This window comes from Weissella sp. MSCH1, assembly GCF_045799135.1.
Taxonomy (GTDB): Bacteria; Bacillota; Bacilli; order Lactobacillales; family Lactobacillaceae; genus Weissella.
Map to the genome: position 1 here is coordinate 45,613 of NZ_JBJMBA010000042.1, position 20,216 is coordinate 65,828.

At 45.9% G+C, this 20,216-nt stretch carries 18 protein-coding genes and 1 other annotated feature; of the genes, 4 read left to right on the plus strand and 14 right to left on the minus strand.

The annotated features are described in order from the left end of the window. Window positions 1-69: 69 nt before the first annotated feature. The 11 genes from ACJ28U_RS07340 to ACJ28U_RS07390 all read right to left on the minus strand — a co-directional run bounded on the left by ACJ28U_RS07340 (window position 70) and on the right by ACJ28U_RS07390 (window position 14,763). Window positions 70-3,507 (minus strand): pyruvate carboxylase, encoded by a 3,438-nt coding sequence (locus ACJ28U_RS07340; protein WP_407618860.1) that lies wholly within the window; start codon window positions 3,505-3,507, stop codon window positions 70-72. A 19-nt stretch (window positions 3,508-3,526) separates the two neighbouring features. Continuing rightward, a complete protein-coding gene (locus tag ACJ28U_RS07345) occupies window positions 3,527-4,486 on the minus strand; it encodes an L-lactate dehydrogenase (protein WP_099088507.1) in 960 nt (319 codons plus the stop codon). 92 nt (window positions 4,487-4,578) lie between these two features. Next, window positions 4,579-6,000: an anion permease gene (locus tag ACJ28U_RS07350; RefSeq protein ID WP_010372129.1), complete on the minus strand. Its 1,422-nt coding sequence runs from the start codon at window positions 5,998-6,000 to the stop codon at window positions 4,579-4,581. A gap of 32 nt (window positions 6,001-6,032) precedes the next feature. Further along, window positions 6,033-7,427, minus strand: a complete 1,395-nt coding sequence (locus tag ACJ28U_RS07355) for a flavocytochrome c (protein WP_407618861.1) — start codon at window positions 7,425-7,427, stop codon at window positions 6,033-6,035. A gap of 4 nt (window positions 7,428-7,431) precedes the next feature. Continuing rightward, the gene (locus ACJ28U_RS07360) at window positions 7,432-8,826 is read right to left on the minus strand and encodes a class II fumarate hydratase (protein WP_106444674.1); all 1,395 of its coding nucleotides are present in this window, start codon (window positions 8,824-8,826) and stop codon (window positions 7,432-7,434) included. Window positions 8,827-8,844: 18 nt separating this feature from the next. Continuing rightward, on the minus strand, window positions 8,845-9,729 hold the full coding sequence (locus ACJ28U_RS07365; protein ID WP_407618862.1) for a LysR family transcriptional regulator: 885 nt from the start codon (window positions 9,727-9,729) through the stop codon (window positions 8,845-8,847). A gap of 103 nt (window positions 9,730-9,832) precedes the next feature. Beyond that, window positions 9,833-10,303 carry a PAS domain-containing protein gene (locus ACJ28U_RS07370; protein ID WP_085639383.1) on the minus strand — a complete coding sequence of 157 codons (471 nt, stop codon included), beginning with the start codon at window positions 10,301-10,303 and terminating at the stop codon, window positions 9,833-9,835. 3 nt (window positions 10,304-10,306) lie between these two features. Further along, window positions 10,307-11,251 carry an FAD:protein FMN transferase gene (locus ACJ28U_RS07375; RefSeq protein WP_242440078.1) on the minus strand — a complete coding sequence of 315 codons (945 nt, stop codon included), beginning with the start codon at window positions 11,249-11,251 and terminating at the stop codon, window positions 10,307-10,309. Next, on the minus strand, window positions 11,248-12,099 hold the full coding sequence (locus ACJ28U_RS07380) for an NADPH-dependent FMN reductase (RefSeq protein ID WP_407618863.1): 852 nt from the start codon (window positions 12,097-12,099) through the stop codon (window positions 11,248-11,250). The genes ACJ28U_RS07375 and ACJ28U_RS07380 overlap by 4 nt, the downstream gene beginning before the upstream one ends. Window positions 12,100-12,438: 339 nt before the next feature. Next, window positions 12,439-13,263, minus strand: a complete 825-nt coding sequence (gene nadE, locus ACJ28U_RS07385) for an ammonia-dependent NAD(+) synthetase (protein WP_099088514.1) — start codon at window positions 13,261-13,263, stop codon at window positions 12,439-12,441. 15 nt (window positions 13,264-13,278) lie between these two features. Next, entirely contained in the window at window positions 13,279-14,763 is a 1,485-nt protein-coding gene (locus ACJ28U_RS07390) for a nicotinate phosphoribosyltransferase (protein ID WP_010372110.1), read from the minus strand. 159 nt (window positions 14,764-14,922) lie between these two features. On the opposite strand from ACJ28U_RS07390, the gene ACJ28U_RS07395 reads away from it, so the two are divergent. From ACJ28U_RS07395 to ACJ28U_RS07410, 4 genes are all read left to right on the plus strand, one after another. Next, window positions 14,923-15,597: a YoaK family protein gene (locus ACJ28U_RS07395; RefSeq protein ID WP_407618864.1), complete on the plus strand. Its 675-nt coding sequence runs from the start codon at window positions 14,923-14,925 to the stop codon at window positions 15,595-15,597. 62 nt (window positions 15,598-15,659) lie between these two features. Next, window positions 15,660-15,927, plus strand: a binding site (T-box leader). A gap of 123 nt (window positions 15,928-16,050) precedes the next feature. Further along, on the plus strand, window positions 16,051-16,881 hold the full coding sequence (locus ACJ28U_RS07400) for a MetQ/NlpA family ABC transporter substrate-binding protein (protein WP_407618865.1): 831 nt from the start codon (window positions 16,051-16,053) through the stop codon (window positions 16,879-16,881). 81 nt (window positions 16,882-16,962) lie between these two features. Next, a complete protein-coding gene (locus tag ACJ28U_RS07405) occupies window positions 16,963-18,012 on the plus strand; it encodes a methionine ABC transporter ATP-binding protein (RefSeq protein WP_407618866.1) in 1,050 nt (349 codons plus the stop codon). Continuing rightward, window positions 18,012-18,707, plus strand: coding sequence for a methionine ABC transporter permease (locus ACJ28U_RS07410; RefSeq protein WP_010372100.1), 696 nt, complete (start codon window positions 18,012-18,014; stop codon window positions 18,705-18,707). Before ACJ28U_RS07405 ends, ACJ28U_RS07410 begins: the two co-directional genes overlap by 1 nt. Window positions 18,708-18,774: 67 nt before the next feature. Here ACJ28U_RS07410 and ACJ28U_RS07415 read toward each other — a convergent pair whose 3' ends face one another. From ACJ28U_RS07415 to ACJ28U_RS07425, 3 genes are read right to left on the minus strand one after another with little or no spacing between them, the layout of a single operon-like run. Further along, on the minus strand, window positions 18,775-19,674 hold the full coding sequence (locus tag ACJ28U_RS07415; RefSeq protein WP_407618867.1) for an SPFH domain-containing protein: 900 nt from the start codon (window positions 19,672-19,674) through the stop codon (window positions 18,775-18,777). Continuing rightward, the gene (locus tag ACJ28U_RS07420) at window positions 19,661-19,870 is read right to left on the minus strand and encodes an NfeD family protein (protein WP_099088519.1); all 210 of its coding nucleotides are present in this window, start codon (window positions 19,868-19,870) and stop codon (window positions 19,661-19,663) included. The genes ACJ28U_RS07415 and ACJ28U_RS07420 overlap by 14 nt, the downstream gene beginning before the upstream one ends. After that, complete coding sequence (locus ACJ28U_RS07425) at window positions 19,860-20,075, minus strand: NfeD family protein (protein ID WP_099088520.1); 216 nt, start codon at window positions 20,073-20,075, stop codon at window positions 19,860-19,862. Before ACJ28U_RS07425 ends, ACJ28U_RS07420 begins: the two co-directional genes overlap by 11 nt. Window positions 20,076-20,216: the final 141 nt, after the last annotated feature.

Below are 20,216 nucleotides of genomic sequence, written 5' to 3' on the forward strand. Positions count from 1 at the left end.
CTCCTTTAATTTAATAAGTTAATTTTAGCATATGACTTCAAATACTCTAAGCATTTACACTCGCATCCGTTATTCAGGATTCATTTCAATCAACAAGTCGCCACCGGCCACAACTTCACCGTCGGCCACATGCACAAATTTAACCGTGCCATCAAACGGCGCTTGTACCGTCGTTTCCATCTTCATAGCTTCTGTGACAATTAGCACATCCCCTTGCTTAACAGCCTGGCCATTCTCAACGTGAACAGACAAGACATTTCCAGCCATGGTTGCACCAATTTCACTTGGGTTCGTTGGCTCAGCCTTACGTCGTTGTACTGTTGTCACTTGGGCTGATTCATCTTGCACTGAAATCTCAACCGGTGTGCCATTCACATCAAAGTACATCGTCCGACGACCATCTGGGTTGATATCACCGATTTGTTGCAATTGGAAAATCACTGTTTGACCCGGTGCCAACGCAACGTCGACCCGTTCACCCACTCGCATACCTTGGAAGAACGTTGGTGTATCTAATACAGTCATCGGACCAAACTTACCTTGGTTTGTCACATAATCCTTAAAGACTTGCGGATAAATGATGTATGAAATCACTTCTTCCGGCGTTGCGACGCGCCCTAAAATACCATCTACCGTGACCTGCATCGCATCAAAATCAGCTGCCGGCGTTAATGACCCAGGCCGAACTGTCAAAGCTGGACGTCCCTTTAAAATCACCCGTTGCAAGTCTGCTGGGAAACCACCAACTGGTTGACCCAAGTTTCCAGCAAAGAAATCAACGACCGATTGTGGGAAGTCCATCGTCATGCCATCTGACAACACCTTCTCCGGCGTCAAATCATTTTGCACCATGAATAGCGCCATGTCACCGACAACCTTTGATGATGGGGTTACCTTGATGATATCCCCAAACATTTGGTTAACCGTTGCATACATTTGCTTCACATCATCCCAACGGTCACCTAATCGCAACGCTTGCGCTTGTTGCTGCAAGTTAGAGTATTGCCCACCTGGCATTTCAACTTCAAAGATATCCGTTTGTGCCCCAACCATCTTGCTCATAAATTGACTATACTGTGGTCGAATTTCCGCCCAGTAACTATTTACGTGCTCAACTGCTGTCATATTCAACTCAGGTTGACGCTTATTACCGCTTAATGCGTAATACGTCGCACCCATTGAGGGCTGTGACATCGTCCCTGACAAGGCTGATTGCGCCACATCAATCACGTCGACGCCCGCATCAACAGCCCGGGCATACGTATAAACACCGTTACCCGTTGTATCGTGGGTGTGCAAATGAATTGGCATATCAACCGCATCCTTCAACGCACTCACTAATTCATAAGCAGCTTCCGGCTTCAGCAAACCAGCCATGTCCTTAATCGCCAACATGTGCGCCCCAGTTGCCTGAATTTCCTTGGCAAATTGCACATAGTAATCCCGGGTATACTTTGTCCGGTTTGGATCTAAGATGTCACCCGTGTACGCCATAGCGACTTCAGCAATCTTGTTATTGTCGCGCACATATTGAATACTCTTCTCCATTTGTGGCAACCAATTCAAACTATCAAAAATACGGAACACATCCATCCCGTTTTGGGCAGCCAGCTTAATGAATTCTTCTAAGACATTATCGGGGTAATTTTGATAACCAACTGCGTTTGAACCACGGAATAACATTTGTGTCAGCGTCCGTGGCATCTTTTCACGCAAAGCACGCAGACGCTCCCATGGATCCTCACCCAAGAATCGGAACGCCGTATCAAACGTGGCACCACCCCACATCTCGTTGGAGAACAAGTTTGGCATAGCTACCTGAGTCTCATCCGCAATTGCCAACATATCTTTCGTTCGCATCCGGGTAGCAAACAACGACTGGTGTGCATCACGCATCGTCGTATCCGTTAGCAATACCTTATCTTGCGTCTTTACCCATTCAGCAACGGCATCAGGGCCTTGTGCATCAAGAATATCCTTCGCCGTCACCAAATCAGTTGGCAAGACCAAATCAGTATTCGCCTTGAATTGTAGTGGCTCATGCAACTTTGGATAGTCATAATCAACTCCAGGGAAACCATTGACCGTAATTTCACTGACATACTGAATCAATTTGCGGTCGTCTTGCTTTTCGATTGAAATATCGAAAAGTTCTGGGTGTTGATCAACGAACGTTGTTGGCGCATTGGCCGCTCGGAACAAGGGGTGTGCATAGACCTTCTTCAAGAACGGAATATTTGTTTTAACCCCACGAATCTCAAATTCATCCAACGCTCGGCGCATTTTATCAACCGCTTCTGAAAACGTTGCCGCGTGTGAAATAACCTTGGTTAACAAAGAATCAAAGTAAGGCGTAACTACCGAACCAACTTCCACACTACCAGAATCCAGACGAATCCCGGTTCCACCAGGTGAGCGATACCATTCAATACGTCCTGAATCAGGCATAAATTGGTTCATCGGATCTTCCGTCGTAATACGTGATTGAATTGCCACACCCATTGCCTGCAAATCTGCCTGATGTGGGATTTGCAACGGATCGTCGTGTAACCCAATGCCTTGGGCAATCAACAATTGCGACTTCACGATATCAACACCGGTAACCTCTTCCGTAACCGTGTGCTCAACTTGGACACGAGGATTCACTTCAATAAAGTAGAAATCATCCCCATCCACCAGAAATTCCACAGTACCGGCACTTTGATAACCGACACTTTGCATCAAGGCAACCGCCGCGGCTTGAATTCGCGCACGCATGTCCTTTGAAACAGAAACTGCTGGGGCATATTCAATAATCTTTTGGTGACGTCGTTGAATTGATGAGTCACGCTCAAACAAGTGCATGACTTCCCCTTGTTCGTCGGCCAAGATTTGAATTTCGACGTGCTTAGGATCTTGCAAGTACTTCTCTAGATAGACATCTGATTTACCAAAGCTGGCCTTAGCTTCCGATGCAGCACGTTCAAATGCTTCACGCAATTCTGCTTCATGATTAACCACACGCATCCCACGGCCACCGCCACCGGCTGCTGATTTCACAAAGACTGGGAAGCCGTTTTCATGACCGAACGCAATTGCTTCCTCAAGCGTTTCAACCGGGTGGTCAGTTCCCGGCACGGTTGGAACACCCGCAGCAATCGCCGCTTGTTTCGCAAGAATCTTGTCACCAAAAATCTCCAAGTGCTTAACCTTTGGCCCAACGAACTTGATGCCAGCTGCTTCAACCTTAGCAGCAAACTCAGCATTTTCAGATAGGAACCCATAGCCTGGGTGGATTGCATCTGCTCCCGTTTCTTTCGCAATTCGCAAAATATCATCAATATCTAAGTACGCTGCGATAGGGGCCTTGCCCTCCCCCACTTGATAGGCTTCGTCAGCCCGGAAACGGTGCTTGGCAAATTCATCTTCCTTTGCAAAGATACCCACCGTTTGCATGCCCAATTCACTAGCTGCACGCATCAAACGGATAGCAATCTCACCACGATTTGCGACTAATAATTTTTTCATTCAATATCCCTCAATACCTTTACTTCATGAAGTTTGTGAGCGCATCAGCCGTCACGGCTTGCAGAATCTCAGCCGAACGTTGCATTTGCGCTTGTTCAGCTGGTGATAAAGCCGCCGCAATGACGGTTTTTGCGCCATCCCCGTTAATAACCGCTGGGCTACCAATGTACATATCTGACAAACCATAGTGGCCACTCATCCATGCACTAACCGGCAACACCATGTTTTCATCTCGCAATATCGCACGGACAATGCGTGCCAAGGCTGTCGCAACGCCATAAAACGTTGCCCCTTTGCGGCCAATAATGGCCCCGCCTTTCTTTGTTGTTGCTTCCATTAATTCTACCAAGTCTTGGGCAGAATTTCCGTACTTTTTATTAAAGTCGTTTAATGATTGTCCGCCAATTTGCGCCTCATCAAAATTTGCAAACGCCGAATCACCGTGTTCGCCTAAGACTAAGACGTCGATTGCGGACGGCGCTACACCGTACTGTTCAGCCAACGCAACTTGTAACCGTGCGGTATCCAAAGCTGTCCCCGTCCCAATCACACGATGTTCAGGGAAACCCGAAAATTGTTGGACCGCTAACGTGATGATATCAACTGGGTTCGTCGCGACCACAAAGATACCTGCAAAACCTTCGGCCATGACGTTATCGACGACCTGTTTCACAATCGTCAAATTCTTGTCAATCAACTCGAGACGTGTCTGTCCCGGTTTACGGCCAACACCTGCTGTAATCACAACAATATCTGCATCAGCAACCACTTGATAATTATGACCACCCGTCACTTGCTTTGGATACGTCCAAGGCGCCGCATCTTCTAAATCTAAGGCATCCCCCGTGGCATAATCCTTCGCCACATCCACAATGGCTAACTCTTCAGCAACCCCTTGTTGCATCAACGCATAACTAAAGGCAGATCCAACCATACCGTCGCCAACCAGCACGACCTTTTGATGATGTTTTTGCGTCATCTTAAAATTCCTCTTTACCGAAAAGAGATGACCCAATTCTTGCGAACCGAGTCATCTCTGTTATTTTTTCTGTTTAACTCAAACGAAGTGGTTTACCACATCCCAAGCAACTTCATCCACAAACTACCAACACCAATCCAAATGACGATGTAAACCAAGCCCAAGATGAAGTTCATTCGCCACCATTCACCTTGCTTGACGTAACCAGCGCCGAACAAGATAGGTGCAGGACCTGAAGAATAGTGCGTCGTTGAGGCCATCAAGTTTCCGAAGAATCCAAGCATCAACGCTGCCAACAAAGCTGGCACGTGAGCAGCAATCGCTACGGCCAAGAAGGCGGCGTACATAGCTGAAACGTGGGCCGTTGATGAGGCGAAGAAGTAGTGGCTGTAGAAGTATGCAACAAGCAAAACAATCAACACTACGAACCAGTTCAAGCCACCCAAGCTAGCCCCGATGGTCTTTGACAACCAAGGGATAAAGCCTAGGGCATTCAATTGACTCGCCATCATGACCAAAACTGAGAACCAGAACAATGTGTTCCAAGCGCCCGTTTCCTTTAGAATGTCATTCCATGACAAGACACCAGCAATCAACAAGAAACCAATAACCAAGAAACCGGTTGTCGTTGAGTCAATCCCAATGAATGAGCCCAAAATCCACAATGCCAAGGCAATGACGAAACCAACAATCATCATGATTTCTGGCTTCGAAATCTTACCCATTTCGTGCAACTCGCCGGCTGCCCAATCCTTGGCATCTGGCGTTTCCTTAACTTCAGGGGCATACATCTTGTAAATCAAGAATGGCACGATAATCAATGACAAAATACCAGGCACCAAAGCTGCCAAGAACCAGTTCATCCAAGTAATATCAACACCTTGTTTTGCCGCGAAGGCTTGCGCAATTGGGTTACCCGCCATGGCCGTCAAGAACATGGCGGCCGTAATAGCGTTAGCGTGGAATTCCGTAAAGATCAAGAATGAACCAATCTTACGTTCCGTACCCTTTTCAGGATCCGAACCAAACGTTTGGGCCAATGACTTAATGATTGGGAACATCACCCCACCAGCACGGGCCGTATTTGAAGGCGTTCCAGGAGCAACAACCAAGTCAACCGCAGACAAAGCATATGCCAACCCTAGCGTCTTTTTACCAAAAGCTCGTACGAAGATCAACGCAATGCGCCGTCCCAAACCAGTCTTGATAAACCCACGTGAGATGAAGAAGGCCATCACAATCAACCAAATTGAGCCATTTCCAAATCCCACGATAGCTGTGTCCATTGGGACCGTACCCGTCAACACAACCGCAACGAACCCTACCAGAGCGACACCACCGAGTGGCAATGGCTTAGTTACCAGCCCAACAATCGTGGCCACGAAAATCGCAAACATGTGCCACGCACTAATTGACATCCCGTCTGGGCGCACACTGGCCAAGAACCACAGTACTAACCCAACTACCAAAGGCGCAATGAATTTCTTATAATCCACTTTTTCCAAAGAATTCATGAGAAATTTCCTATCTATATTTTCTATGCTATTTACAAACCAAGGACGTACTTAGCCGCTTGCTTACCAGCTTGACGACCAAACACCACCGTTTCAGCAATTGAATTACCACCGATACGGTTATTACCGTGCAAACCACCCGTTACTTCACCGGCGGCATACAAGCCAGTCACTGGCTCGCCAGCTTCCGTCACAACCTCAGTCAACGTGTTAATTTTGATGCCGCCCATCGTGTAGTGGATAGCTGGCTTAATGTGAATGGCGTAGAATGGTGCCGTGGCAATCCCACGATCCATCGCCGTGTTACGACCAAACTCTGCATCTTCACCAGCAGCTTGGAACTCATTCCACTTGGCAACGGTTGCGGCCAAGTTGTCAGCGTCCAAGTTAGCCGTTTCAGCCAACTCAGCCAATGTTGCACCTTCCATCACCAAGCCCATGGCGTGGTAGAAGTTAATGGCTGGGAACGCATCGCGAATACCTTGATCCAAAATCAACGTTGCCCCGTCTTCATGCAAATCGTTAATCGCAGCTGTCGCCTTATCACGCGTCGTCATTTCGTTCACGAAACGTTGACCAGCCCGGTTAACCAAGATGGCACCTTCACCACGCACACCTTCACCAATCAAGTACACGTGATCTGTGTCTTGTTGCGCAGTTGGGTGAATTTGAATCTTGCTCATATCAACCAACGTACCACCAACGGCCGTCGCCAACTTCATCCCGTCACCAGTTGCACCGGGGTGATTAGTCGTCTTCAAGTCCAACACTTCAGGTGCGTATTCAGCCAACATCTCCTTGTTTTGTGCGAAACCACCAGCCGCAATCAAAACTGCCTTGGCGTTAACTGTGCGCTCACCGATTTGGTCATGCTTAATCTTCAAACCAGTAATCGTGTCATCCGTCTTAACCAATTCCAAGACTTCAGTACCGGCAAACAATGGAATTTGCTTAAAGGCTAATTGCTTTTGCAAACCCTTCACCAAGTAACCACCAACCGCTGACTTATCGCCAGGACGGTGTGCACGCTTTTGCGTCATCCCACCAGTTGACGTCAAATCAGTTAAGTTGATGTTGTGGTTGTACAACCAGTCAACGGCTGACTCAGAGTGCGTCACAAAGTACTGCAACAATTCCTTGTCATTGGCACCGCCACCACCTTTAAGCGTATCTTCATAGAATGATTCTTGTGAATCAATCACCCCATGATCAAGTTGAACAAACGTTTCAACCGCGTTCATTCCTGATGACGCACGGTTCGAGTTACCACCAAGTGCTTCCAACTTTTCAAAGATGGCCACATTCAAGCCCAACTCTTGTGCTTGAATCGCAGCAGTCATACCAGCGGCACCTGAACCAATAACGACGAAATCGTAGCTATCTTGCAAGTCAGCAATATTTGCCTTGGGGAAAATAAACTTAGCCATGTTTTTACTCCTTGTTTGAACGCTCAAGGTTCGTCATTGCCATGAAGTCCATCCACTCGTCGTATTGTTCTTCAGTCAAATCACCTGACTCAAGCGCAGCGACCTTCAACGTCGTACCATTCTTGTCAGCAGCTTGTGCAATTTCAGCAGCGGCGTGGTAACCGATGTGTGGTGACAATGCCGTCACCGTCATCAATGAGTTATCCAACAACTCACGCATGCGAGCTGGCTTAACGTCCAAACCGTGAATCATACGATCGGCAAATCCCGTCATCGTACCAGCCATCAATTCAGCTGACTCCAAGAAGGCATCAATCATAACAGGCTTAAAGACATTCAACTCGAAGTTACCTTGGCTTGAGGCCATCGTAATCGTCGTATCGTTTCCGAAGACGCGCACAGCAGCCATCGTCAACGCTTCAACTTGGGTTGGGTTAACCTTACCTGGCATAATTGATGAACCAGGTTCGTTAGCTGGAATTGACAACTCACCATAACCACCACGAGGACCTGAAGCCAAGAAGCGGATGTCGTTTCCAATCTTCATCAAGTCGGCAGCCAATGACTTAAAGGCACCGTGGACCGTGTTCATGGCCGTGTGGTTTGCCAAACCGTAGAACTTGTTGCTCTCGGCCGTGAATGGGAAGCCGTAAACTTCTGAAACTGTCGCAGCAATTGCCTTACCCAATTCCGTGTTCGCGTTCAAGCCAGTTCCAACCGCCGTACCACCCATTGCCAATTCGTACAATTGTGGGCGCAAAGCATCAATATTTGCTTGGTTGTGCTTCAAAGCTGAAATGTAACCTGACAATTCTTGACCAAATGTCAGTGGCGTTGCATCTTGCAAGTGCGTACGACCAACCTTGATTGTCTCCCAGAAGGCGTCTTGCTTAACGCGCAATTCATCAATCAAGTGTGCCAATGACTTTTCAACGTTATCGACTGCTTCAACCGCCACAATGTGCATCGCCGTTGGGAAGATATCGTTTGATGATTGACCCATGTTCACGTGGTCGTTAGGCAAGATTTGCAACCCACTTTGTTCACTTGCCAAGTGGGCAACCACTTCGTTCGTGTTCATGTTTGTTTGCGTACCTGAACCCGTTTGGTAAACAGATAGTGGGAAGTCCTTACGCAATTCCACATCATCCAATTGCAACAAGCCATCAATCGTTGCCACGATTGCGTCGGCCATATCGGCGGCCAATGAACCGTTAGCCTTGTTAGCCATTGCAGCCGCGCGCTTGATGTTCAACAAAGCGCGGATGATTCCCAAAGGCATCCGTGCACCAGTTGGGAAGTTTTGCAATGAACGTTGTGTTTGGGCCATCCAAGCAGCCTCAACAGGCACTTGTACTTCACCAATTGCATCTGATTCAATACGGAATTCTTGTGACATAATATTTCTCCTCATTAATTAGAAGTTAAGGTCATTAATTGCCTTAACCATTTTCTGTTTTGTGATATTTTCAAAATCTGATAATTGATGATCACGCTTCTGAATCAAATAGATATAAAAATCAATCGGATCTCGGAGCGGTACCATCGCAATATCGCGACGACCGGCAACAGCCAACTTAATCATGATGCCAACACCATTACCTGCTGCAATCAATCCTTGCTCAGTCATCAGCTCGTTCGTGATATACATATTGTCAATTTCATCATGCATATCATAACGACGGAGCTGATCAACGAGAACTTGGTGTTGCGTGAAGGCATCCCCCACGGAGATGAACCGTTCACCACGTAAGTCCTCAAACGATAAATAATCGCGAGTTGCTAGCGGATGATCAACTGGTAAGGCAACCACGTAGGAACTCTTCGTAATATAGGTACTGTCGTATTGCTTGCTACGCTCTGGCGTTAAGCTACCAACAAATCCCATATCAACGCGTTCCTTATCCAGTAATTCGTACATGTCGCTGGAACCACTTTCTACCATGTGAATGGCATCAATCTCGTCAGTCCCCAAGCGCCTCATAATCGCTGGAAAAATAGTTGCACCAATAATTGGCGGTACACCCAGCCAAATCTTTTGTTGATTACTGATATCACTTTTAATGATTTCAGTCTCACGTAAAATTTGTTTACTGTGTTTATATAAGATTTGGCCCGCTTCAGTTAACACAACTGAACGTGTCCCCCGTTGGCGAATAATCAATGTCTCGCCCAACTCTTTTTCCAAACGCTGTAAGGCATTGGTAATCGAGGGTTGTGAGACGTATTTTTTCTGAGACGCTTTTGTAAACGTCCCTTCTTCAGCTAGCGTGACAAAATAATCTAAGTCATTTAATAACACGTGTGCTACCTCCGCAAATTATAACCTTCACAAATAATAGCATAGCCCCGAATTTGGCAGAACCCCTGCAGCGCAGGTTAAACGTTTTGCCAATTAAAATTGCTTATTTGTCTGACTTTCCGGCGTTAAACGCAGTCCGAATACCGCGGAACCCTTGAATGCGTGTAATGTCACCCGTGAATTGCAGCGTCCCTAGGAACGTGCCATCGATGTCGCGAATTGCGTAAAAGTTAACATAGATGGTTTGCTCATTTTTAGGGAACCACTGTTCGAAATGATCCGCTGCGCCCTTGTGCAAATCAGCCAACATCATCGCAACTGCTTCTTGTTCTTCCTTCGCAAACGTTGCCACGAATGGTTGGCCAAGTTGCTTCGTTGCGCGTGTATTCACACGTTGGTCATTGTCTGAAAAATAAATCAAGTTATCATCAGCATCTGCCAAATCCATCTCGAATGGCAGCACGCGCAATACTTGGCGCAACATGTGCAATGACAATTTTCCAGTTGGCAAGTTAATCAGACCTTGCTCATCAATCAGCGTCTTGTTATTTTCTAATTCAATTTGATCTGCCATTTGTTATGACTCCTTAAGATAAAAATCAGGGTTCGTTATTTTAAAATCATCCGGTCGAATGTTAACCAACTGAATGGATTTATCACGATAAATAAAAATTGCACCAAACGAGTACTGGCCATCGACTGGACCATCATTGAAGAACAACCGGGTCGTCTCGATTTCACCATCAATTGATTCAGGTGAAATAACCGTGACACTAGCCAACTCATTATCATGTGGATAACCTGTTTCTGGATCAATGATGTGGTGATAAGTCTGTCCGTCCGCGACTAGGTGCCGTTCTGCCACCCCACTTGTCACGACCGAGGTTGCCTGTGTGGTAAGTAAACCAATCGTTTCACCATGTCGGACCAAGGGATCCCGGACACCAATGCGCCAGCGACCGTCAGCTTTATGCGGGGCCGCATTCATCAAGATAATGTTGCCGCCGAAATTAATAATCGCAGCCATGTGGCCCTGTGACCTCAAATAATCCTGCAACCGGTCCGCAATATATCCTTTCGCAATGGCACCTAAATCTAATTCCATCCCCGCCTGCGGTAGATAGACCGACAAGTGCTCATCATCCAAGACAATCTCATCGCTGCCAATTAATTCACGGCGCTGGGCAATTTCGACATCGCTAGGAACCCGCGCATCGGCAAAGCCAATGTGCCAAAGTTTTACTAACGGGCCAATCGCGGCATTAAACCCAAAATGCTGATTACTAACTGTAACCGCTCGTTTTACCAACTGATAAACTGCCGGTGGCACCACTACCGGTGACTGACCGGCAGCATGATTGATAGCCATCACCGCCGACACTGGGCGATTTACCGTCAACAAATCCTCGTAATGGTTCACAAAGCGAATGGCATCATCGAGATATCGTTCATCATCCGTACCAAACAAAGTAATTTGATTGGTCGTGCCCATCGCCCGCCATGCTTTCGATATTTTAATCAAAACATAGAAGCTCCCGTAGTTGCATCTTCTTCATCGTCATCAACGGCCGCCCCTACTGTAACTGGCTGACTAGCAACAACATCATCCGTCAATGTCGTTTTTTCAATCCACCAGCCATCACCTTGCTCGACCACTGGTGCATCCGCATCAGGGGCGATAACCGTTGGCACGGCATCCACATCGAGTCCCGAACCCGGCATCACCTTTTCAAGATTGGCATAACCCAACTTAACAGATTCCACAACACCTTCACCCGCAACCGTTGGCGCAGCGCCACTCGTACGGTCGAACGCCATGGCGCGCATTGGTTGCAATGACTTAGCAAAGACCATAAAGTTTTGGAAAATCGTTTCCAAAAATGAAATCGTCCGGGCATCCGTCATGTCATCAGTCTTAATATCAATATTTGTGGCCGCTGGTCCAACCAAAAATTGATTACCTGGTAGCACAAACGCATCAATTCCTGGGGCATCCATAATTTGTCGTAAATGCTCTTGCGCATTATTCGTTCCCTGGCGGCCAAGTGATGCCCCGACAATCATGACGGGCAAATTCGTGAATGGGTGTAAGTCACCATAACTCATCCACTCAACGAATGATTTCAATGCTGCCGTAATCGAGTGATCATACTCAGGCGTTGAGATGATAGCCCCATCTGACGCGGCGATTTGACGTGCAATTTCAGCAATTCGCACTGGCGTTTCAGCATCTTCGCTAAATAGCGGTAAATCTGCAATCTCCACAATCTCAATATTTGCTTGGGCATTGAAATGCTTCTTCATAAACCAAAGTAAACTTCGGTTATATGACTTACGAGCATTCGTACCAACAATAGCTACATAATTCATTGCTCTTCCTCAAAAACTCTCAACTAGTTCTTTGTTTCACATAATTTATCTATGAGTTAATTAAACGACACAACTAACAGTTTGGTCAAAACTTCACAAACTTGTTTTTAGTTAACAAACGCCTTTAAATAAGCTTTTCGGCTTGTATATATCGCAAACGAAAATAATTATAACTTTCGCTTATAATTCTATTTTCATGCTCATTTGTGAACTTTGTCCGTTTTTAAGGTGAAGAATTTAGCAGTCGTCCGGATTACTTCGCCATAGCAAAAAAGCGCAAATCCGTTGCCTGTGTCAGCAATAGATTTGCGCTTTAAAAAATTAGTCGTGCTTATTAAATTAACGCCACCACTCGTCGAATACTGTGACTGGTGATTGACGCTTGTGTTCCGTCGTGGTGAAGAGCTTTTCAATTTGGATGGCATCCTTTTCAGCAACATCCTTACCCTCAAGGTAATCATCGATGGCATCGTAGGTAACACCCAAAGCAACTTCATCAGGCAAAGCTGGACGGTCTTCTTCAAGATCAGCCGTTGGCGTCTTTTGGTACAAATGTTCCGGGGCACCCAAGTAGGCCAAAATTTGGCGACCTTGGCGCTTATTCAAACGGTACAACGGTGTAATATCCGCTGCGCCATCCCCAAACTTTGTGTAGAACCCAGCCAACGCTTCAGCCGCGTGGTCCGTACCGACAACGACACCATGCATCGCACCGGCCACACCATATTGGGCAATCATGCGTTCACGGGCCTTGATGTTCCCTTTGTTGAAGTCGCTGATTGCAATACCTGCTTCAGCCAATTGGTTCGTCATCCCCACAACGGCATCTTCAATGTTGACCCGTACGGTTTGGTCAGCTTGTTGCCAGGCGATTGAATCCAAGGCATCTTGCTCGTCAGCTTGGGCATTATATGGCAAACGCATCGCCACAAACTTGTAGCTGTCATCTCCGGTTTCAGCCCGTAGCTCTTCAGCAGCAGTTTGTGACATCTTACCGGCCAGCGTTGAATCTTGCCCACCTGAAATCCCCAAAACCAGTGTCTTCATGCCCGTCTTCTTAAGGTAGTCCTTCAACAATTCAACTGAACGACGGAATTCCGTTTCCGGATCAATCGTGGCTTGAACGCCTAATGTATCAATAATGTGCTTTTGTAACTCACGCATGCGATTTACTGCTCCTTAATCTTTATCGTACTCTTTTGCAACTTCAGAAACGTACTCACGCATTTCCTTAATCAAGTTCATCTTGTGGTCCCAAGCCGCTTGTGACAAATCAACAGGATACTCCTGTGGGTTCAAATCACGACGGTACTCTGACCACAATGACTCAATGTGTTCAGCCGTATAGTTGCGAATGTCATCTAAGGCTGGTAATTCATACACTAATTCACCATCAACAATGATGTCATGTAAAATTGGCCGCGCCGTATAATCCACAACTGTTTTATTCAAATAAGGATAGCTTGGGTGGAACATGTACAAACCTTCAGGCAAATCACGGGGATTCTCATCCCACAACGCGATGTAATCACCTTGTGACTTACCATCTGAATTCCGTGTAATACGCCAAACTTGCTTCTTACCTGGGTTTGAAATCTTCTCAGCAGTGCCCGAAATCTTGATAGTATCGACCATCTCACCGGCTTCGTTTTCAATCGACACAACCTTATAAACACCACCCAATGCTGGCTGATCATAGGCCGTAATCAGCTTGGTTCCAATGCCCCAAGTATCAATCTTGGCGCCTTGCAGTTTCAAGCTCGTAATCGTCTCTTCATCCAAATCATTTGATGCAACAATCTTAGCATCTGGGAAACCTGCTTCATCCAGCATTTTGCGGACGCCCTTTGAGACATAAGCCAAGTCCCCTGAATCGATACGCACGCCGATGAAGTTAATCTTATCGCCCATTTCCTTGGCCACACGAATAGCTGAGGGCACCCCTGAACGTAACGTGTCATAAGTATCAACCAAAAAGACCACATCCTTGTGGGTTTCAGCGTAAGCCTTAAACGCTTCATAGTCATTTCGGTAAACCTGTACCAAACTGTGCGCGTGCGTTCCTGAAATTGGAATACCAAACAGCTTACCAGCCCGCACATTTGATGTGGCATTAAAGCCACCAATGTAAGCTGCACGTGTCCCCCACAAAGCAGCGTCCATTTCCTGTGCACGGCGCGTACCGAATTCCAATAGTGGTTGATCACCGACTACTGACCGAATGCGTGACGCCTTGGTTGCAATTAACGTTTGGTAATTAACAATGTTAAGTAGCGGTGTCTCAACGAGTTGCGCATCAAACACGCTACCTTCAACTTGAATAATTGGTTCATTATTGAAAACGACTTCACCTTCATGAGGCGCGCGCACTGTGGCCTTAAATTGCCAAGTTGCTAGGTAATCCATGAAGTCTTCATCAAACTCACCCGTTGAACGCAGATAAGCAATATCACTTTCTGAAAAATGCAAGCCTCGCAAATAGTCAACGATTCGCTCCAAACCGGCAAAAACCGCGTAACCATTTTTAAATGGCATATTGCGGAAAAACATCTCATAAACAGCCTTACGCTCGTGAATGCCCTTCTTGAAGTAAGTTTGCATCATTGATAATTGGTATGCATCAGTATGGAGGGCCATACTATCATCTGGAAATTCCAGTGTCATGACGTTCTGTCTCCTAATTTTCATTCATTAACTGCTATTCTACCACAACCAGTTGTTAACATTGGACGCCTAAAAAAACACCTTTCTTTGCGTAAGTGTTAAACTATCAGTTGGAATTATTTTATCATTTATATAAGTAGAAAGCAGGTAAAAGTACTAATGGCAGAACAAAAATTCGCATATAAGGAGTCATTGCGTGTGGGGATGTTACTGGCCGGAACCGCTGGGTACATCGACTCCTACACCTTTGCCTTTCACGACAATCGATTCGCTAGCTTCCAAAGTGGTAACTTGTTGCAATTTGGGATTAACGTTGCATCGGGTCGCTGGCACCAAGCGAGCCTCTTTTTCTGGCCTGTCATCGCCTTCCTATTTGGGGCGATGCTTAACCAATTAATCAAGAAGTATTCCTTCCGCACACAGATGCAATGGGAAGCCCGCTCCGTCCTTATTGAAATGTTTGGTGTGCTCTTGGTGGCCATCTTGGCGATGACCCACGTACCGACAGAACTCGTCCTCAGTATCTTGGCCATCTTTATGGCAATGCAGGCCGATACTTTTGGTAAATTGCGGGGGATGCCCTACGCCACCGTCTTGAGTACTGGTAATTTGAAGACCTTTGGGGCTACGTTAGGCAGTGGTCTGCTCAATCACGATAAGGCCCAATTTGTGAAGACACGGAATGTTGGCTTAGTCATCGCCGCCTTTCTAATCGCCGCCATTGTTGCACATTACCTGGGCTTGATCATTGGAGCTTGGACCATGTTTGGTGCCCCAATCATGCTGCTGTTCGTTTGGTTATTCGTGCGCCAGGATGACTCAGGCACAAAGTAACCCTAAAAGTGTTGACATGATTATGAGAATCGTTTAATATACAAATCAAGCATTTCAAGTTAACAAACAAGTTGAGCAGGAAAGTAAATTACTTAAAGCATCTAAGAGAGACAACGTTCGGTGGAAGTTGTTATGTGGCGAGTAATTGAAAATGGCCTGTGATTGGCGTTGGTGAGCAGCAAGTCTGTAAGCGAACGACGGGTTGGTCTACGTTACAAGACACACGAATCGGCAAAGCATCATATCGCTCACTGCCCGCTCGTTGTTAAGGTTCAGAAGAGTAATTTTCTGGATAAATGTAGAATGGTAACACGAAGACTCGTTTCTATCTGGCTGTCAATTGGACGGCCTGACGGAAACGGGTCTTTTTTGTTTCCTAGCCACCGAACGCTATGTTATAACTTGAAGCAATTAACAAATAATACTAAAAGTTTTTATCGGGAGACATGACTTATGAAGAAGTTCTTTACTTATGGGGTAGCCGTTGCTGCTACTGCCTTGACAGCCTCAGTTATTTTGCCAGCCGCAGCCGTCAGTGCTGATTCAAAAACTGTAACGGTTGGTATCGTTGGTACTTCAGATGCTGACCTCTGGAAGGAAGTCGCAAAGACTGCCAAGAAGAAGTATGGCATCACATTGAAGACCAAGGTCTTTACGGACTACAACCAGCCTAACAAGGCCGTCGCCGATGGCACATTGGACTTAAATGCCTTCCAACACTACTACTTCCTGGAAAACTGGAACAAGTCAAACAAGAACGGCGTTAAGGCGATTGGTAAGACGTTTATCACTCCTATTCGTTTGTACTCTGAGAAGTACAAGTCTGTGAAGAAGTTTAAGAAGGGTGACGCTATTGCCGTTCCGAACGATGCGACAAATGAAGCGCGTGCCTTGGTTTTGCTACAATCAGCTGGTTTGATTACCTTGAAGAAGGATGTTGATATGCCAACGGTTAAGGACATTAAGTCAAACAAGTTGAAGTTGGATATCAAGGAAGTCGCAGCCGATCAAGCACCTTCATCATTGAAGTCTGTTGAAGGCGCTGTTATTAACACGAATTACGCCCAACAAGCTAAGTTGAAGTTGAGCTCAGCAATCTACGTTGAGCCGGTTAACAAGTATTCAAAGAAGTGGATCAACATCATTGCTGCTTCTAAGAAGCATGCTAACAAGAAGATTTACAAGGAAGTTGTAAAGGCTTACCAAACAAAGGCTACGAAGCAATACTTGAAGAAGACTTGGGGTCAAGCTGAATTGCCAGCTTGGGACATTACGTTGAAGTAATCATCACCCACATAGACAATATAACTGCCAGGCTATTTTAGTCTGGCAGTTATACATAACGGAGATATAAGGAGAAGATTCATGGCAGTTATTTCATTAACAGACATTAACGTCACTTTTAAGCAAAAAAATCGCGAAATCGTGGCCGTACAAAACGAATCAATCACAATTGAAAAAGGCGATATTTACGGTATTGTTGGTTACTCTGGAGCTGGTAAGTCAACACTTGTCCGCACCATCAACCTTTTGCAACGACCAACATCTGGTAGCGTCCTTGTTAACGGCACTGAGATGACCGCACTTAAGCCAGCGCAACTACGTGAGGAGCGTAAGAAGATTGGCATGATCTTCCAACACTTTAACTTGATGAGTGAGTTGACCGTCTTTGGGAACGTTGCACAACCATTGAAGCACGCCAAGATGAGCAAGGCTGACAAGGCAAAGAAGGTTAATGACCTTCTTGAATTGGTTGGCTTGTCAGACCGCGCTGGTAACTACCCTGCCCAATTGTCTGGTGGACAAAAGCAACGTGTTGCCATCGCCCGCGCCTTGGCAAACGACCCTGAAATTTTAATTTCTGACGAAGCGACATCTGCTTTGGACCCTAAGACAACGAACCAAATCCTAGCGCTATTGAAGAAACTAAACCAAGAACTTGGTTTAACAATCGTTTTGATTACGCACGAGATGCAAGCCGTTAAGGAAGCGGCCAACAAGGTGGCAGTCATGGAAAATGGTGTCATCATCGAACGTGGCTCATTGTTGGAAATCTTCACGAACCCACAAAAGCAATTGACTAAGGACTTCATCAACACGGCCACGAACCGTGATGAAGCCCTTGAAAAGGTGACTGAGCTACTCGAAGAACAACCTTTGGCTGATGATGAAGAATTGTTGCAAATTAACTATGTTGGTGCCGATACAGCCCAACCACTGTTGTCAACGATTTACGCCGATTACGGTGTCACAACCAACCTGTTGTACTCAAACATGGAAATTCTAACCAAGACACCGGTTGGTTTGGCAATTGCTATCTTCAAGGGAACTGAGTCACAACGTGCAACGGCAAAGGCAAGCTTTGCTGATCACGGTGTTCAAATTCAAGAATTACACGTAGGAGGACAACACTAATGGCTGATTGGATACAACAAAACTTACCTAACGTTTACTCACTTGGTTGGGGTGGTGATTTCGGTTGGGGAATCGCTATCTGGCAAACCATTTTCATGACGGTCGGATCTGCCATCATTGGTGGTTTGATCGGTCTACTCTTCGGAACTGGTTTGGTGCTAACGGCGGATGATGGTATTACGCCAAACCGACCACTCTTTCAAATTTTGGATAAGGTTGTCTCAGTTGGACGTGCCATTCCATTTATCATCATGGTGGTCGCCTTCTCACCTTTGACCCAGTTGATTGTCGGAACAACAATCGGAACAACAGCAGCCTTGGTGCCATTGTCATTGGGTGTTTTCCCCTTCTACGCACGTCAAGTCCAAGTCGCCTTGCTTGGTGTTGATGCTGGTAAAGTTGAAGCTGCGCGCTCATTTGGGGCGACAAACTGGGACATCATTACCGATGTCTACCTACGTGAAGGCCGTTCTGAATTGATCCGTGTATCAACGGTCACATTGATTAGTCTGGTCGGTTTGACAGCCATGGCCGGTGCCATCGGTGCTGGTGGTTTGGGAACAACCGCAATCGTGACTGGATACCAACGTTTCCAAAACGACGTGATGTGGCTAGCAACGATCTTGATTCTACTTTTGATCGTCTTGATTCAATTCATTGGTGATTTCTTCGCCAAGCGTGCACACCACGGTTAATTAACCAACAACAAAAAGACCTTCGCAGTTAAAAATTGCTGCGAAGGTCTTTTTTATTGTTATTCGGTTAGTCTGATAGCGGCTTAACAGGCTGATTCACTTTATTAGTGCCTAACAACGCACCAGCGACCTTTAAATCACCAAGTGCGTCAATGGCCGTATTAGGCACGATAACCGTGTTAGCGGGGCTCTTAGCCACATCACGGAAAGCATCAATATTTTGGGCAGCCAAATAATTGCCATCAACCTGACTCAAAATCTCATTGGCCTTCTGAATACGATAGGCCTCAGCATCCGCAGCCAAGCGAACCGCCTTCGCGTCGGCTTCAGCGGTTGCAACTAGCGCATCATTCTTAGCTTTCGTCGTAAGTTCAATTGAACGTGCTTCACCTTGTGCTCGTGCAATGGCAGCCTCACGTTCACGGGTTGCGTTAATTTGCTTATTCATCGACTCTTGGATTTCTGGTGTTGGTTGAATTGTATCAATGTTAATACGATCCACGTTTACGCCATAGGCATCCGTAATCGACCCCAATTCGCGACTCAACGCGGCGTTAATCCGTTCCGTCCCGTTTAACACATCATTCAAATCCATCGTACCAATAATTCCACGTAGATGTGCACGTGATTGCTGAATCATTGACTTCACGGAGTCCGCATTCTCAAATGTAAACTTGTATGGATTTGTGACGTGGTAATTCAACGATAGTGAAATAATGACTTCAGCATTATCCTGCGAAATAACACTTTGTTCACTTAGTCGAATTGGTACCTGGGCAAGATCAACACGATCAACATGCGTAATAACGGGCACAACGAGATGCAACCCTGGTTCAATTTTTTTTTGATATTTACCAAGCACAGAAACCATACCAACCATATTTTGGGGAATAATCCGGACTCCGGTAAATAAAATCACCCCAATAATTAATACAACGATAATTGCTAAAATACTAAATACTATCATCACCCATGTCTCCTTTTTGTACGATTAATTGGTTACCAACAATGCCTGCCACATAGACCACATCACCAATAGATAATGGTCCATCACTCTGAAGTTGATAATATATACCATTCACTCGCAACATACCGACATCATAATTATCATGGTCTAACACAAACGTTTGATGAAGCAACCGCTGATCGAAATTATAACTCACTATCAGTCCCCCGCGATGGTACTTTTTCCAGAATCAACGTCTCGCCAACAACCCGAACGACGCGAACTGTATCCCCCATCTGAACCCCATCCAAGCAACGGTATTGATAACTTTGCCCATTGATTGTAATTTTGTTATTTGTAAAACTACCTGGCGTTAAATGAATCGTCATTTGAAAAATAATATCATCTAATTGTAATGCCATAATATGGTACCCCCATCTCATTTATTACACTCAGTATAGACTTTTTATAACGAAAAATAAATAAGGATGCCTTGGTACTGAATAGTGTCTCATTATCAAGCAACAGAGATCACAAAAAGCCCTGTTCAATTTAAGAACAGG

Coding starts and splice junctions, on each gene's coding strand:
- ACJ28U_RS07340 (WP_407618860.1), bottom strand. CDS start 3,507: ATGAAAAAATTATTAGTCGCAAATCGTGGTGAGATTGCTATCCGTTTG.
- ACJ28U_RS07345 (WP_099088507.1), bottom strand. CDS start 4,486: ATGACGCAAAAACATCATCAAAAGGTCGTGCTGGTTGGCGACGGTATG.
- ACJ28U_RS07350 (WP_010372129.1), bottom strand. CDS start 6,000: ATGAATTCTTTGGAAAAAGTGGATTATAAGAAATTCATTGCGCCTTTG.
- ACJ28U_RS07355 (WP_407618861.1), bottom strand. CDS start 7,427: ATGGCTAAGTTTATTTTCCCCAAGGCAAATATTGCTGACTTGCAAGAT.
- ACJ28U_RS07360 (WP_106444674.1), bottom strand. CDS start 8,826: ATGTCACAAGAATTCCGTATTGAATCAGATGCAATTGGTGAAGTACAA.
- ACJ28U_RS07370 (WP_085639383.1), bottom strand. CDS start 10,303: ATGGCAGATCAAATTGAATTAGAAAATAACAAGACGCTGATTGATGAG.
- ACJ28U_RS07380 (WP_407618863.1), bottom strand. CDS start 12,099: ATGAATTATGTAGCTATTGTTGGTACGAATGCTCGTAAGTCATATAAC.
- nadE (WP_099088514.1), bottom strand. CDS start 13,263: ATGCGTGAGTTACAAAAGCACATTATTGATACATTAGGCGTTCAAGCC.
- ACJ28U_RS07390 (WP_010372110.1), bottom strand. CDS start 14,763: ATGACACTGGAATTTCCAGATGATAGTATGGCCCTCCATACTGATGCA.
- ACJ28U_RS07395 (WP_407618864.1), top strand. CDS start 14,923: ATGGCAGAACAAAAATTCGCATATAAGGAGTCATTGCGTGTGGGGATG.
- ACJ28U_RS07400 (WP_407618865.1), top strand. CDS start 16,051: ATGAAGAAGTTCTTTACTTATGGGGTAGCCGTTGCTGCTACTGCCTTG.
- ACJ28U_RS07405 (WP_407618866.1), top strand. CDS start 16,963: ATGGCAGTTATTTCATTAACAGACATTAACGTCACTTTTAAGCAAAAA.
- ACJ28U_RS07410 (WP_010372100.1), top strand. CDS start 18,012: ATGGCTGATTGGATACAACAAAACTTACCTAACGTTTACTCACTTGGT.
- ACJ28U_RS07415 (WP_407618867.1), bottom strand. CDS start 19,674: ATGATAGTATTTAGTATTTTAGCAATTATCGTTGTATTAATTATTGGG.
- ACJ28U_RS07425 (WP_099088520.1), bottom strand. CDS start 20,075: ATGGCATTACAATTAGATGATATTATTTTTCAAATGACGATTCATTTA.